The organism is Proteus sp. TJ1640, from assembly GCF_003144445.1.
In the GTDB taxonomy this organism is placed as follows: Bacteria; Pseudomonadota; Gammaproteobacteria; order Enterobacterales; family Enterobacteriaceae; genus Proteus; species Proteus penneri.
On record NZ_PENY01000010.1, the window covers coordinates 345064 to 360374 of the forward strand.

General features: G+C 40.2%; 18 protein-coding genes and 1 other RNA gene. 10 read left to right on the plus strand and 9 right to left on the minus strand.

Annotation, left to right across the window (positions count from 1 at the left end; translation table 11 throughout):
- Nucleotides 1-70 precede the first annotated feature (70 nt).
- A complete protein-coding gene (gene sstT / locus DK861_RS04370) occupies nt 71-1324 on the minus strand; it encodes a serine/threonine transporter SstT (RefSeq protein ID WP_109399345.1) in 1254 nt (417 codons plus the stop codon).
- A gap of 725 nt (nt 1325-2049) precedes the next feature.
- On the opposite strand from sstT, the gene DK861_RS04375 reads away from it, so the two are divergent.
- The 5 genes from DK861_RS04375 (at nt 2050) to DK861_RS04395 (ending at nt 4557) form a co-directional block, all read left to right on the plus strand.
- Complete coding sequence (locus DK861_RS04375) at nt 2050-2709, plus strand: DedA family protein (protein ID WP_109399346.1); 660 nt, start codon at nt 2050-2052, stop codon at nt 2707-2709.
- Nucleotides 2710-2971: 262 nt separating this feature from the next.
- Entirely contained in the window at nt 2972-3277 is a 306-nt protein-coding gene (locus DK861_RS04380; protein WP_006535290.1) for a YqjD family protein, read from the plus strand.
- Nucleotides 3278-3283: 6 nt separating this feature from the next.
- Nucleotides 3284-3694, plus strand: coding sequence for a phage holin family protein (locus DK861_RS04385; protein ID WP_006535291.1), 411 nt, complete (start codon nt 3284-3286; stop codon nt 3692-3694).
- Nucleotides 3675-3980, plus strand: a complete 306-nt coding sequence (locus DK861_RS04390; protein ID WP_229096478.1) for a YqjK-like family protein — start codon at nt 3675-3677, stop codon at nt 3978-3980. The genes DK861_RS04385 and DK861_RS04390 overlap by 20 nt, the downstream gene beginning before the upstream one ends.
- A gap of 184 nt (nt 3981-4164) precedes the next feature.
- Nucleotides 4165-4557: a DoxX family protein gene (locus DK861_RS04395; RefSeq protein WP_072063747.1), complete on the plus strand. Its 393-nt coding sequence runs from the start codon at nt 4165-4167 to the stop codon at nt 4555-4557.
- Between the two features lie 183 nt (nt 4558-4740).
- Here DK861_RS04395 and DK861_RS04400 read toward each other — a convergent pair whose 3' ends face one another.
- Complete coding sequence (locus DK861_RS04400) at nt 4741-5643, minus strand: LysR family transcriptional regulator (protein ID WP_006535295.1); 903 nt, start codon at nt 5641-5643, stop codon at nt 4741-4743.
- A 113-nt stretch (nt 5644-5756) separates the two neighbouring features.
- Between DK861_RS04400 and DK861_RS04405 the strand changes: the two genes are divergently transcribed.
- On the plus strand, nt 5757-6461 hold the full coding sequence (locus tag DK861_RS04405; RefSeq protein ID WP_109399347.1) for a pirin family protein: 705 nt from the start codon (nt 5757-5759) through the stop codon (nt 6459-6461).
- Nucleotides 6462-6527: 66 nt separating this feature from the next.
- Here the strand turns inward: DK861_RS04405 and rnpB are convergent.
- Together rnpB and rsmI are read right to left on the minus strand one after the other, a co-directional pair.
- Nucleotides 6528-6903: RNase P RNA component class A (gene rnpB / locus DK861_RS04410), an RNA gene on the minus strand.
- A 60-nt stretch (nt 6904-6963) separates the two neighbouring features.
- The gene (gene rsmI / locus DK861_RS04415) at nt 6964-7842 is read right to left on the minus strand and encodes a 16S rRNA (cytidine(1402)-2'-O)-methyltransferase (RefSeq protein WP_006535297.1); all 879 of its coding nucleotides are present in this window, start codon (nt 7840-7842) and stop codon (nt 6964-6966) included.
- Between the two features lie 61 nt (nt 7843-7903).
- Here rsmI and DK861_RS04420 point away from each other — a divergent pair, with 61 nt between their 5' ends.
- From DK861_RS04420 to dolP, 4 genes are all read left to right on the plus strand, one after another.
- Nucleotides 7904-9667, plus strand: coding sequence for a penicillin-binding protein activator (locus tag DK861_RS04420; protein ID WP_109399348.1), 1764 nt, complete (start codon nt 7904-7906; stop codon nt 9665-9667).
- An 80-nt stretch (nt 9668-9747) separates the two neighbouring features.
- Nucleotides 9748-10125 carry a YraN family protein gene (locus DK861_RS04425; RefSeq protein WP_072063750.1) on the plus strand — a complete coding sequence of 126 codons (378 nt, stop codon included), beginning with the start codon at nt 9748-9750 and terminating at the stop codon, nt 10123-10125.
- Between the two features lie 22 nt (nt 10126-10147).
- Nucleotides 10148-10738, plus strand: a complete 591-nt coding sequence (gene diaA, locus DK861_RS04430; protein WP_004245257.1) for a DnaA initiator-associating protein DiaA — start codon at nt 10148-10150, stop codon at nt 10736-10738.
- A 9-nt stretch (nt 10739-10747) separates the two neighbouring features.
- The gene (dolP, locus tag DK861_RS04435; RefSeq protein ID WP_036933029.1) at nt 10748-11326 is read left to right on the plus strand and encodes a division/outer membrane stress-associated lipid-binding lipoprotein; all 579 of its coding nucleotides are present in this window, start codon (nt 10748-10750) and stop codon (nt 11324-11326) included.
- A gap of 112 nt (nt 11327-11438) precedes the next feature.
- Here the strand turns inward: dolP and ureG are convergent, their stop codons facing one another.
- From ureG to DK861_RS04460, 5 genes are read right to left on the minus strand one after another with little or no spacing between them, the layout of a single operon-like run.
- Complete coding sequence (ureG, locus tag DK861_RS04440) at nt 11439-12056, minus strand: urease accessory protein UreG (RefSeq protein ID WP_006535303.1); 618 nt, start codon at nt 12054-12056, stop codon at nt 11439-11441.
- Between the two features lie 9 nt (nt 12057-12065).
- A complete protein-coding gene (locus DK861_RS04445; RefSeq protein WP_162556759.1) occupies nt 12066-12731 on the minus strand; it encodes an urease accessory protein UreF in 666 nt (221 codons plus the stop codon).
- A 24-nt stretch (nt 12732-12755) separates the two neighbouring features.
- Nucleotides 12756-13253, minus strand: a complete 498-nt coding sequence (gene ureE, locus DK861_RS04450) for an urease accessory protein UreE (protein WP_109399350.1) — start codon at nt 13251-13253, stop codon at nt 12756-12758.
- A gap of 25 nt (nt 13254-13278) precedes the next feature.
- Entirely contained in the window at nt 13279-14982 is a 1704-nt protein-coding gene (gene ureC, locus DK861_RS04455; protein WP_006535306.1) for an urease subunit alpha, read from the minus strand.
- Nucleotides 14979-15305 (minus strand): urease subunit beta, encoded by a 327-nt coding sequence (locus DK861_RS04460; protein ID WP_006535307.1) that lies wholly within the window; start codon nt 15303-15305, stop codon nt 14979-14981. The genes ureC and DK861_RS04460 overlap by 4 nt, the downstream gene beginning before the upstream one ends.
- Nucleotides 15306-15311: the final 6 nt, after the last annotated feature.

Genomic DNA, 15311 nt, shown 5'->3' on the forward strand with positions numbered 1-15311 from the left:
AATGTGGGGTTCTATTTTTTATTATTGATTATTATTTTTACAGCTCTTCCTGTCTTACTACTTACCCTTTTTACCCATTATTTTTTTCAGTTAATGGATTATCTGAAATACGATTATCTTCAGCAATACAGACTGTTGCAGTAAAGAGAACATCCGTTGCTGAATTCAATGCTGTTTCTGCTGAATCTTGTAACACACCAATCATTACCCCCACTGCAACCACTTGCATAGCGATATCATTGCTAATACCAAACATGCCGCAAGCCAGTGGAATTAACAGTAAAGAGCCGCCCGCAACACCCGATGCACCACAAGCACAAATCGCAGCAACAAGGCTTAATAACAATGCGGTTGGCACATCAACAGGCATACCCAATGTATTTACTGCGGCTAATGTCAAAATAGTGATAGTAATTGCCGCGCCACCCATATTGATGGTCGCACCTAATGGAATTGAAACAGAATAAGTATCTTCGTTTAAATTCATACGGCGACACATTGCCATATTCACAGGAATATTTGCCGCAGAGCTGCGTGTAAAGAAAGCCGTTACACCGCTTTCACGCAGACATGCCCATACTAATGGATATGGGTTACTACGAATTTTCCAAAATACAATTATTGGATTCACAACTAAAGCGACAAACAGCATACAACCAATCAGAACAGCAAGGACATGCAAGTAACCTGCTAAAGCTTCAAAGCCTGTCGTTGCGATAGTTGATGACACTAAACCAAAAATACCGATAGGCGCTAAACGAATAACAACACGGACTAAGTTTGTCACTGCATCCGCTAAATCTTGCGTTAAGGCTTTAGTGGTATCACTTGCGTGGCGTAATGCCAGACCTAAACCGATAGACCACGCTAAAATGCCCATATAGTTACCATTGATAAGCGCATCAACAGGGTTTGCGACCACATTAATTAATACGCCTTTAAGCACTTCAGCAATATTCTCAGGTGGTGACAATTGTGATTCACTAACAACTAACGTTAAAACTGATGGGAACACAAAACTAGCAACAACTGCGGTTAATGCAGCAAAGAATGTTGCTAACAGATATAAAACTAATACGGGGCGAATATTCGATTTTTGCCCTTGACGATGATTAGCTATCGAAGCCATAACGAGTACCCATACTAAGATAGGCGCTACAGCTTTCAGTGCGCTAATAAACAGAGTACCTAATAGACTCATCATCTTGGCAACTTCTGGTGCTAACCAAGCCAGTAAGATCCCTGCAACTAAACCAACGAGTATTTGTTTAACGAGACTTCCCTTAAAGAACAGGCTGAAGACTCTGGATTGTTGTTTATCCATAGCTATTCCATTACTTAAAATAATATTTAAAAAAGGCATTTTTGAGTGTTTGCAATGCCAGTATAAGGAATTGAATCGCGCTGAAAAGCTGATTATGCAAAATATACAGCATTAACCGTTATTGTTAACAAATAAATAACATATCTGTGATCATAATAGGATTTTGTTCTTTTTAGTATACCGATCGGAAATGAAAGAAATTATTATTATCAGTAGGTTATACCTAATCATCTTACTTGTTTTTTATTTTATTTCTCTGTTTTTTGATTTTCTTAATCAACCATCCCTCTTTTTTATTAACATTATCACTAACAATTATCTACCGTGCTCATCTTTGAATTGAATAAATAATAAACAAGAAAGTCAAACAAGATAACGTTTTATTTCTCTCAATTAATATTAAAAATTTATCTTTTATGATCGCTATAAAATAGAAAACACCCCATTGTATTATCCATCCTCTTGAGTTTTTCTCTTTAAAAACGCCCTATTCTGAACTCAAAAAGAGATTTAATGTCTATTTTTCGAGATCCAATATCCATGTGTAAGTAATATCGTTATTGAGTTAAAAAATTTTCTGTCTAGTTTTTCCTGATTTTGTTAGAGTGTTGCTGTTTTAAACAATGAAAAATAGACCCTATGAAGTAGAAAATGGGTAAGTAGATTACAACACCTATTGATTTTATATTTACCCCCAAATGACTCAGTTTTAGGAAGCCTTTTATATGGAAATCGTAAGAGAGCTATTCTTGGCGCTATGGCACCAAGATTACGAAACCTTAGCTAATCCTTCATTAATATGGATTATCTACATTTTATTATTCACCATACTATTCCTAGAAAACGGAGTATTGCCTGCAGCTTTCTTGCCTGGAGATAGCTTGCTAATTTTAGTGGGCGTGTTAATTGCTAAAGGTACAATGGATTTTCCATTGACCTTACTCATTTTGACGGCAGGAGCGAGCCTAGGGTGTTGGTTGGGCTATCTTCAAGGTCGATGGCTTGGAAATACTAAATTAGTACGCAGTTGGCTATCACATCTACCAGAACATTACCACCAGCGTGCACATGGACTTTTTCATCGTCATGGCTTAGCCGCATTACTTATTGGTCGCTTTTTAGCGTTCGTTAGGACATTGTTGCCAACAATTGCAGGCCTTGCTGGATTGAACAATACTCGCTTTCAAATTTTCAACTGGTTAAGTGGACTTTTATGGGTCGGCATACTGACCACATTGGGTTATATGTTAGGTAATAGCCCACTATTTCGTCAGTATGAACATCATTTAATGAATATCCTTATGCTATTACCTGTTTGCCTATTAGTAATAGGATTAATTGGTAGCATCTGGGTTGTCATCAAAAAGAAAAAAATGAAAGCATAAGATCTATCAAATAATATAAAGATTTTCCTACTGACATAAAAAACAGTAAGAAAAATGACAAGGGCCTACTTCATTTATTGGAACAGGCCTTTATTTCATTTTGCTATATACTCGCCTTAACATCGTCTCATCCCTTTAACTGTGGATATCCATTAAGATTTATCTCTTTTTTTTACCAATAAGTCGTTATTTAATTTCATTAAGCGGTAAAATTGGTCTATTGTTATAAGTATCACATCGATATCTATTAAAGGAGTTACTTATGTCTCATCAACATTCGAATGAAGATCTGCGCAGTGAATTGAAATCTCTTGCTGATACTCTAGAAGAAGTACTGAACTCCTCTGCAGATAAATCCAAAGAAGAGCTCCAAAGTCTACGAGCCAAAGCAGAATCGGCAATAAAAGGTTCTCGTGCAAAACTCAGTGATGCAGGTAGAGAGATTGTCGATAACACCAAAGAAATCGCCGGAAAAGCAGATAACTATGTTCGTGAAAATCCATGGACAGGTATCGGTATTGGTGCGGCTGTTGGTGTTGTTCTTGGTGTTTTACTAGCAAAACGCTAATTTATAATGAGTGATACTCAAAGACCACAGGGCCCCGCATCCGGGGTTCTGAATTCTCTCAGTAAGATTGGCGCTATCATGATAGGCATGGTTGAAACTCGCCTACGATTAATCGCCATAGAACTGGAAGAAGAAAAAACCACTCTGATCCAGCTTATTTTAATGGCTGGTGTTACTTTGTTGCTCACCGCCTTTGGCTTAATGAGCCTACTTATTCTGATTTTTTGGATTATTCCACCTGAATATCGAGTCTATGCTTTAGCCATCACAACGGCGACTTTACTTCTTTGTGCCCTCATTGGCGGCATCATGACATTAAGAAAAGCGCGAAATTCTACCTTGTTAGGTGATACTCGCCAGCAATTAGAATTAGATAAACGTCTTTTGGAGCAATATCATGATGAACAGACAAAATAAACAGGCGATCCTCGCAAGACGTAAAAAGCTGTTGTTGAATAAAATTCAGCAACAGCGCTCTGACTTAGGACAAAGCACACAAACTTGGCTTGATGTAACCGAGCCTTATGATAAAGCATGGCGAATTTTAGTTTCCTTAAAACCGGCGCTTTTAGTGGGAGCTAGTTTTATTTCTCTTTACAGCATTAAGCATCCTAAAAAAATCATACGATTAGGGCAACGCGCGATCGGTGCAATTGGCTTAATTCGTACGATCCAAAAGTCCTTCAAAAAAACCTCTGATTAATCTTCAATTTTTTTGTCCAAGAATGTTAATTCTTCTTAATATCCTCTTCGCTCAATTCACATTATTGTATATCTCACACCGTAGCCGTGGTTATTAGCTCTAAAAATAGAAAATTAACCAACGAAAATACAAATATAAACAGATATACATTGCAGATAATAGAGTTTGATTAGGAATAAATATCATGAAAAAATTTGAAGACATTGCGTTATTAATTGCCCGTATTTTAATGCCGATTTTATTTATCAGCGCAGGCTACGGAAAAATTGGTGGTTACGAAGGTACACAACAATATATGCAAGCAATGGGCGTTCCCGGTTTCTTATTACCACTGACTATTTTATTAGAATTAGGTGGTGGATTAGCCATCTTATTTGGTTTCTTAACTCGCACCACAGCAATTTTTACCGCGGTCTTTACTCTCTTAACCGCATTATTGTTCCACAGTAATTTTGCTGAAGGCATGAACCAATTAATGTTTATGAAAAATATGACCATTGCCGGCGGATATTTATTACTCGTTATCACAGGCCCAGGTAAATGGAGCTTAGATCGTATTCTCAATAAAAACTGGTAATAAAAAGTTTAGAAATAAAAAAGATCCCTTAGGGGATCTTTAACTCAAAAAGACCCTATGTTTTAAGCATAGGGTTCTTTTTTAACGATATTAGTATAATTTTTCATTAACTTCTTTTCTGTTATCCCCACAATTACTCTGTGAGCGATTATCTCTAAACATAAAAATTATCTAATAACAAAACTATTTTTTATCATTCGCAAAGAGTTTAGGTATTTCACGTAGACACCACGATTTAGCTTCGCCCATGCTGTCTCTGCGCCATGCCATAATAATATTATTTTCATGATGATATTCAGGGCCAACAACACGTAAGCGCCCTTCTTTGATGTCATCCTCAATTAAATCAATCGGCATTGTCGCGACACCTAAACCTGCAATTAATGCTCGGCGTTTATCTTCAATCGAACTGACCGTTAAACGGCGCTGTTTATCTAACAACAATACTGTCAATACAGGGCGTTCTCTTGCTGTATCTGCAATCGCAATGCCTCGATATTTTAAGCGAGTTTCTTCGGCTAATGGCTCAGGTTCGTTATGGATGGGATGATCTGGGCTGGCAACGTAAACGCTAGTGGTATTGTATAAAGGGCGGAAATTAATTTCTGATGAAGTACGAAAATGCATATCGGGCGAAATCACAATATCACATTTACCACTTTCTAAACTTTCCCATGCCCCCGCTAATACTTCAGTAACTAAGGAAAGTTGCGTATTTGATTTTTCAGCCAGTTTATCAACCAAAGGAAAGAGTCTAGATGCTGGAGTAAGCGCTTCACAAACAATAGTGATATGAGGCTCCCAACCCCTTGCTAAGGCTTCAGCGTCTGAGGTTAATTTGTCAGCAGCCTCAAGTAATATACGCCCTCTATCAAGCAGCATTCTACCGACATTAGTAAATTTTGTTCTATGGCCAGAACGGTCGAAAAGAACAACATCTAAATCTTCTTCTAATTTTTGCATGGTATAACTGAGCGCCGATGGAACTCGATTTAGTTCATCAGCAGCCGCTGCAAAACTCCCTCTACGATCAATGGCATCCATCACTCGTAAAGATTCCAACGTAATGGCTTTGTCTTTACTCATTATACTTATCTCTATCAAATAATTTGATTATAGGCACCAGATTAACTTGCTAACAATAGACAGTCCATACCTCTATGATAAATATATTGATAACCTACTCGAAAAATACCGCTATGATAAAATACAGAACAGCACAACAGTGTGGTAAAGCGGATTATGGTTGGCTACAAGCTCGCTACACATTTTCCTTTGGCCACTACTTTGACCCTCATTTTTTAGACTATGGCACGCTAAGAGTTCTCAACCAAGAGATGCTTGCACCAAATTCTGAGTTTAAAGCAAAGACTTACCCTCATGTTGATGTGGTTAATCTTATTCTTCAAGGGGAAGCAACATACCTTGATAATATGGGACGTACTGTGACGGCAAAAGAAAATGAGTGCTTACTTATTTCACCGCATAATACTGATACATATATAGAGAAAAACAGTAGTCCTGATACGCCATTAACCCGTATTCAGTTGTGGTTAAATGCTTGTCCACAACAAGAAAGTTTAGCCTCACAAAAATTGGTATTAGATGAAAAATTAAAATATCAATTATTAGCTTCACCAACCGGTGATGATGGCTCGTTAATGTTAAGGCAAACCATTTGGCTTTATCATATTCATTTGCAAACAGGCGATGAAATCACACTGCCAATAAAAGGACAGAAAGGCTTTTTACAATCCATAAAAGGTGGTACCTATTTGCAAACGTCAACACAAGAAAATGGGCAAATCCAGTGTGGCGATGGCGCTTTTATTCAAGATAGCCACAGCATTACGTTAAAAAGCTCGGCTGAATTTCGTGGCTTGTTTATTGATATTATTTCGTGATAGTTGATTTAGATTGGCTTAAAACAGAAAACCCTCGAAACACAATGTGAATCGAGGGTTTTTTATGAGGTGAGTTGACCGTTAAGCCGGGTTCTGTCGTGGACAACCATTCATCTAGGCCAGAACTTGCGCGCTGGCTCCAGCAACCTACCCGGGTTCAATGCGGGCCGCACCATAAGAACCCCTATTTGGTCTTGCTCCGGGTGGAGTTTACCATGCCACAAACTGTTACCAGTTGCGCGGTGCGCTCTTACCGCACCCTTTCACCCTTACCTGATCCTGTAAACAGGCCATCGGCGGTTTACTCTCTGCTGCACTTGTCGTAGGCTCGCGCCTCCCAGACGTTATCTGGCACCCTGCCCTGTGGAGCCCGGACTTTCCTCCCCTCTATCCGTCTCCCCCGAAGGGACAACGATAAAGCAGCGGTTGTCTAGTCAACTCAGGGTGCGGATTATAGGGATTTTGGGAGAAAATGTATAGCGAAAGAAGCTAAAAAATCACTTTACTCGTCTTGAGCTTCACCATTTTGCTCAATGACATGTTTATAGAGTGCATTTTTCTTCACACCATAAATCTCAGCAGTGACTGCCGCCGCTTTTTTCAGTGGTAACTCTTTTTGTAAAATCGCGAGTGTTCGTAACACTTCTGGTGAAAAATTATCATCAACTGGTTTTTCATACCCTTCAACAATTAATACCATTTCACCTTTACGGCGGTTTTCATCTTCAAGCACCCATTTCAGTAATTCACCTACAGGCATACCTTGAATAGTTTCCCACGTTTTTGTGAGTTCTCTCGCTAATACTACATAGCGATCTTCACCCCAAACTGTCACCATATCAGCTAAACTATCTAGCAATCGATGTGTTGATTCATAAAAAATCAATGTGCGAGGTTCTTCTAACAATTCACGTAGGCAATCTTGGCGGCTTTTTGTTTTGGCTGGTAAAAAACCTTCATAACAAAAACGATCAGAAGGAAGCCCTGCGGCAGAAAGTGCCGTAATAGCAGCACAAGCGCCAGGCAGTGGCACTACATCTATGCCATTTTTACGGCATTGATTGACTAAATGATAGCCAGGATCGTTAATTAATGGTGTACCTGCATCAGAGACTAATGCGATACTTAGCCCCTGTTGTAATTTGCTAATTAATTGATCTGCTTTTTGCTGTTCATTATGATCATGTAACGCATACAAACGTGCGTTAATGGCAAAGTGCTGTAATAGAAGCCCTGTATGACGGGTATCTTCTGCAGCAATTAAATCGACATGAGACAGCACATCAAGTGCCCGCTGGGTGATATCGCCCAGATTACCAATAGGTGTGGGTACTATGTACAGTGTGGATGTCGTTACCGCTGCTCGATTAGGTTGATTCATTGTTTATTCCGAATGACCGATTTAAAATTGAGCATAATTATAAAACATCACTGGGTACAGTATGCTTTCCTCAATTTTTGTGCGTTTTAAAACAGGTTTATCCTATACTGCGATACTCTCTGCGCTGATTATGTCAGGTTGTACCCTGACGGGGCAACAAGAACAACCTCTCACTCCAGCTGCAAAGGCAGAAATGGAGATGAAACAATATCAAAAAATAATTGATGATGCTCAAGGGCTAGCATCTTTAGATGTTATTAGAGCCTATATTGGGTTAGAAACATTAATTACTGATCCTCAACTGCGTCAAAAAAATATTGATGATACATGGCTCACACTAACCAAACTCACACCAGAGCAACGCCGTAGTGTGGTTATCAAAGCAGATGAAAATACGCTGCAAGGTTGGTTAGATTTACTCAATACCTATGAATACAACAAAGATGATGCTGATAAGTTATCAACAGCAGTCAGAGAATGGCAGACTCGCTATCCTCGTAATCCAGCTGCATTAACACTTCCAGTTTCATTATTACGTCTTTCACAACCTTCTGTAAGTACGAATAGCCAAATCGCATTATTATTACCTTTAACAGGGCAAGCGAAAGTCTTTGGTGAAGCCATTCGTCAAGGCTTCCTTGATGCGCAAAGTGGCTTACCACAACCACAAGCGATGCCTGAATCTCAAACACCTAAAAACGATGATAGCCTAGCTTCAATTTTAGAAGAATTAGGCATTAGCAATACTGAAACTTCTGCAACAAATTCAGATACAACGAAAGAGTCCACTGACAATAGTGAAAGCAATCAAGTAAAAGAAGAAAAAGGAACGGATACTTTTTCAAGTAATATGAACGTTCAGCTTGACCCTATTGCTCAAAACTCTCGCCAAGTGATTGTTTATGATACCAATAGTCAACCTATTGATGTGTTACTGAAAAAAGTACAGCAAGATGGTGCCAACTTAATTGTCGGTCCACTACTAAAACCTGAAGTCATGAAAACCATTGAGCTTCAAAGTGGCTTACCCGTATTAGCATTAAATGAGTTAGATACGATCCCTTCTGCAACTACTGTCTGTTTCTTCTCTCTTTCGCCAGAAGATGAAACCCGTAATGCGGCACAGCATTTGCGTCAGCAACAAAAAGCAAATCCATTAGTTATTGTTCCAGATAATAAATTTGGTCAAAGAATGGCACAAACTTTTGCTGATGAATGGCAACGTACAGGTGGCGGTACTGTTTTACAACAAACCTTTAGTTCTGTTGAAAGCTTAAAAGCATCGATTAATCGCGGTGTCGGTATTCGTATGACAGGCACACCGGTTTTACCAACTGCTAATGCACCTTTACCATTAGAGACTCAATCTATTCCATCTGCGGGTGGTGCGATTGATTCGGTTTACATCATTGCGACTAGCGATGAATTAACCTTAATTAAGCCAATGATTGATATGGCGATCAGTACCCAAAAACGTCCACCCATTTATGTTAGCTCACGCAGTAACCAAGGTGGAACTGGCCCTGATTTCCGTATGGAGATGGATGGCATTCAATTTAGTGATATTCCATTGATGACTGGCGCTAATTTGCCGTTAATGCAAAAAGCATCCAGTAAATTTGCGAACGATTACTCATTAATGCGTCTTTACGCGATGGGAATTGATGCATGGTCATTAGCAAACAATTACAATGATCTAACAAAAGGCACATTACATTTTAATGGTATTTCAGGTTCATTACATGTTGAAAACAACTGTACTGTTTATAGACAACTTCCTTGGATGCAATTTAAACAAGGTAAGATTGAACCTGTTACACAGTAATAAAAGTATTTAATTATCATTAAAATAAACCGCCATAAAGGCGGTTTATTTTATGAGTAAGAGAAAGAAGGAAATCATGGATGATTTTTTCTAAAAGTCCTTATTTTTTAGGACTATACTATGAGCAAAAAGCGCTAAAATATTTACGCCAACAAGGATTAATATTAATTGCGCGTAATGTCCGATATCCCTGTGGCGAAATTGATCTTATTATGCAGGAAAACAAGACATGGGTATTTGTTGAGGTTCGCTTTAGATATAACACCTTATTTGGTGATGCAATAAGCTCTATTACTACCTCAAAACGGCGTCGTTTATGGCGGACAGCAAAGTGTTGGTTAGCACAACGCCAAGAAAGTATCGAGACTTCAGACTGTCGATTTGATGTTTGTGCATTTAATCAACGCCAGTTAATATGGTTAAAAAACATTCTCGATTATACGGAATTTATTCGTTAAATTAGATTATATAGGTCTTAACGTGCTTGATAGAATCAAAGTCTGCTTTACAGAGAGTATCCAAACTCAAATTGCAGCAGCAGAAGCATTACCAGATGCCATTTCCAGAGCCGCCATGATGATGGTTCAATCGTTATTAAACGGCCATAAAATATTAAGCTGTGGAAACGGTAGCTCAGCAGCAACAGCACAGCGATTTGCCGCAAGCATGATCCATCGTTTTGAAACAGAGCGCCCTAGCTTGCCCGCATTATCGTTAAACACAGATAGCGTTGTGATGACTGCAATTATGGGGAATCAGCAACACGATGAAATCTATGCAAAACAAGTGCGCGCATTAGGACAAGCTGGAGATGTACTGCTTGCTATTTCGACACACGGTAACAGTCGAAGCATTATTAAAGCCGTTGAAGCCGCTGTTACACGAGATATGACCATTGTTGCATTAACAGGTTATGATGGCGGAGAGCTTGCCGGATTATTAGGCCCTCAAGACGTTGAAATTCGTATTCCATCTCAACGTACCGTCAGAATACAGGAAGTTCAGATGCTAACAGTCAATTGTCTCTGCGATTTAATTGATAATACATTATTCCCACATCAGGATGACTAAGGAGTTACTATGAAATTGCTTCCTATCACTGCAGTGCTGTGTTCTGCACTTTTACTGCAAGGTTGTATCGGCGCAGCTGTTGTCGGCACTGCCGCAGTTGCGGGTAAAACTGCAACCGATCCTCGCTCATTAGGGCAACAAGTTGACGATGGTACCTTGGAAGCACGTGTTTCTGGTGCTCTAAACAAAAACGAACAGATCAAGAAAAGCAATTCACGTATTGTGGCTACCGCTTATCAAGGCAATATTCTGTTAACAGGTCAAAGCCCTGATATGTCTGTTGCCAATACGGCTAAACAAGTCGCAAGTAAGGTTGAAGGGGTGAATAACGTCTATAACGAAGTTCGCCAAGGCGAGCCTGTGACATTAGGCACGGCGTCTTCAGATACATGGTTAACAACCAAAGTTCGCTCTCAAATTTTAGGCAGTGATTCAGTCAAATCATCGTCAGTAAAAGTGATCACTGAAAATGGTGAAGTGTTCTTATTTGGTATTTTAACTCGCCAAGAAGGGGCGGCTGTTGCGAAAATAGCTAGTGAAACCAAAGGGGTTGTTAAAGTTACCACCGCATTTACTTACCTTAACTGATCACATTACTAATCTCGTTTTTGTATTATCCTGTCAGTATCGGTCTTTGTGAATAATGACCGATACTGTCAGTTTCTTTCTCGACTAAAACTCGTCTTTACTCAACAAGCTGTTAGCGTCTTAACATCCCTTTATCGATGATAAAATCGATAATAGTTTCCAAGCCTACTTTTTCTTTTAAGTTGGTGAAAACATAAGGTTTTACAGGACGCATTCTAGCAGTATCAGCTTCCATCACTTCTAATGAGGCGCCAACATAAGGGGCTAAATCGATCTTGTTGATCACCAGCAGATCAGAATGAGTAATACCAGGGCCTCCTTTACGTGGAATTTTTTCCCCTTCGGCCACATCAATCACGTAAATAGTTAAATCAGCAAGCTCTGGACTAAATGTCGCACTTAAGTTATCACCGCCACTTTCCACAAAAACGATATCAAGATTTTTGTGGCGCATTGCTAACTCTTCAACCGCAGCAAGGTTCATTGAAGCATCTTCACGGATAGCAGTATGAGGACAACCTCCTGTTTCGACACCAATAATACGGTCGGCATCTAATGCTTCAGCACGCGTTAAGATCTTGGCATCTTCTTGGGTATAAATATCGTTAGTTACAACCGCGATTTCATAAGTGTCGCGCATTGCTTTACAAAGAACTTCTAACAGTGCTGTTTTTCCTGATCCAACAGGGCCACCAACACCAATACGTAGTGGTTGATTATATTCTTGCATATAGGTTTCTCATGAACGAAAAAGTCGAGTGTATTGTGTTTCATGACGACTACTGGCAATGATTTGCGCGGGTGTAAAGCTCCCAATATCTTCAGTGGGCCAATATGCAGACTGCTCAACAATCTCAGGGATCTGCTCTGCTAATGTAAACAGTATTTTCTGTCCCGCACTTTGCCCTAATGGGATCAATTTCACGCCTGACATCACCATGTTTTCAAGCCACCCCCAAGCGTAAGCACAACATAACTTTTCAACGGAAATATTCCATTTCACAGCCGCTAGCGCAAACGCCATCAGTTGTGTCTGTTTTACACAGGCTTGTAAGGTTTCATCTAACTCAATATCTAATTGAGGAAGTAAACGAGCGAAAGCAATACCGCGTTGGCGCTCTTCTTGTCGCAATTCTTTAGTTTCACGACTTGCGATAATAAAATCACACCAATACTTCACTTCACTCATTTTGGCTTGTGCTAAATTTTCTTGTAATCGCCGTAAGATAGGGAGCTCTAACGTCGCTAAATTACCCGTCATTTGAGTACTTAACCAAGCCATTAACGTTTGAGGACAACAAACCCAACCTTTTTCAATTGCCCACTCTAACCCTTGAGAATAAGTAAACGATCCCACCGGTAAAGAAGGACTGACTAATTGATATAAGCGTAGATCTGCAAGCATCAATAGGCTCCCTTATTCAAATAATTAGTGATGATGATGGTGATCGTCATGTGCGTGATGATGATGTCCACCAGACGATCCACCATAAGCACCCGGCTCAGGTTGATATTTTTCCAACCCCACAACCACATTGGCGCCCAAGCCTCTCGCCATATCATCTAAAACATGATCGTGAAAATAACGACACCAACCCGCTTCAATTTGTAATGGAACATGACGATTGCCTAAGTGGTAACAAACACGAGCCAATAGCAGCGGATCGTCACTATACACGGTTGAAACTTGCTCTTTTGCGGCTTCAATTGTGACTAGCGTATTATCTTCTGACAGTAAAATATCGCCCTCTTTTAGCACCGTACCTCGAGGTAAAAATAACCCTGCTTCTTGCCCATCACTTAATGTCACTTTTAAACGACTTTTGGTTCTTTCATCCATCGTTAAGCACAGAGTAAGAGGCGGTTGTTCTGGTGTTGCTATTTCAAGTGCTTTTTGTTGATCAATAAGCTGAGTAAATCTTTTCATTCTCTATATTCTCAATAAATCTGCATCAAAAGAGGAAATAGCGTTGTGCCATCGGTAATTGTGTTGCGGGTTCACACACTAATGGCACACCATCTGCTTTCACAATATAGGTTTGTGGATCTAGCTCAATATGTGGCACATAGCTATTGTGGATCATCGATGCTTTTGTCACGCTACGACAACCTTGGACACGGCCAATCAAGCTCTTCAAGCCCAGCTTTTCTGGTACACCGGCTTCAATGCCCGCTTTTGACATAAAGATCATTGACGTTTGGTATTTCGCTTTACCTAAACACGCATACATTGGGCGATAATGCACAGGCTGAGGCGTTGGAATAGCCGCATTAATATCCCCCATTGGGGCATAAGCCACCATGCCACCTTTCATGATCAATGCGGGTTTCACACCAAAGAAAGCAGGATCCCATAAAACCAGATCAGCCAACTTCCCTTTTTCAATAGAACCCACTTCATGTGCAATACCATGCGCTAAAGCAGGATTGATAGTGTATTTCGCCACATAGCGTTTAATGCGACAGTTATCACTTTCAGCAGTGTCACCTTCTAATATGCCTCGTTGTAATTTCATTTTGTGCGCACATTGCCAAGTGCGAAGAATAACTTCACCTACGCGCCCCATTGCCTGTGAGTCTGACGACATAACAGAAATAGCACCCATATCATGTAAGATATCTTCCGCAGCAATAGTTTCGCGACGAATACGAGATTCAGCAAAGGCCACATCTTCAGGAATAGAAGGATCAAGGTGATGGCAAACCATTAACATGTCGAGATGTTCATCTACCGTGTTAATGGTATAAGGCATTGTTGGATTTGTTGAAGCAGGTAAAATATTCGGCTCACCGACTGATTTAATTACATCGGGTGCGTGCCCACCACCCGCCCCTTCTGTGTGGAAAACGTGGATCACACGGCCCGCTATCGCTTTTACAGTTTCTTCATAAAAACCACCTTCATTTAAGGTGTCAGAATGAATAGCAACTTGCACATCCATTTCATCGGCAACATTAAGGCAGTTATGAATTGCCATCGGCGTTGCACCCCAATCTTCATGAATTTTTAGACCAATAGCACCCGCCTCAATTTGCTCGCGAACCGCTTCTGGTTGACTGACACAACCTTTGCCGAATAACCCCACATTAATAGGCAATTCATCAACGGCTTCTAACATGCGGTGCATGTTCCAAATACCTGGCGTTACTGTCGTTGCATTCGTTCCAGCCACAGGCCCTGTACCACCACCAATAAATGTGGTGACACCAGAGACTAAACCTTCTTGTGCTTGTTGAGGGCAGATAAAGTGAATATGTGTATCAACGCCACCAGCGGTAACTATTTTACCTTCGCCCGCAACCACTTCTGTGGCCGGCCCTACAACAATATCCACATTAGGTTGTACATCCGGATTACCCGCTTTACCAATCCCCACAATACGGCCATCTTTAATACCAATATCGGCTTTTACGATCCCCCAATGGTCTAAAATAATGGCGTTAGTGATAAGTACATCGACACATTCAGCATTAACGACTTGGCTCTGCCCCATACCATCGCGAATAACTTTACCACCACCAAACTTGACCTCTTCACCATAAGTGGTGAAGTCTTTTTCAATTTCAAGAAAGAGCTCAGTATCAGCTAATCGCAGACGATCGCCTGTTGTTGGCCCAAACATATCTGCATAAGCTTGACGTGAGATAGTTTTCATTTTTTCTCACTCTCCAATTTACCCATCACTTTGCCGTGAAAACCATAAATTTCACGTTTTCCTGCAAAAGCCACTAATTCAACGGTACGGCTTTGACCGGGTTCAAAACGAACCGCCATACCTGCTGGAATATTTAAACGAAAACCCAATGTACCTTCTCGCTCAAATCTCAGCGCATCATTTACTTCATAGAAATGATAATGAGAACCCACCTGCACGGGTCTATCACCGTGATTAGCAACTTGTATTGTTTTTGTCTCTCGGCCAGCATTAAGCTCAATATCGCCTAACGTTTGGTTAACTCTAATTTCACCGGGTATCATGTTGTT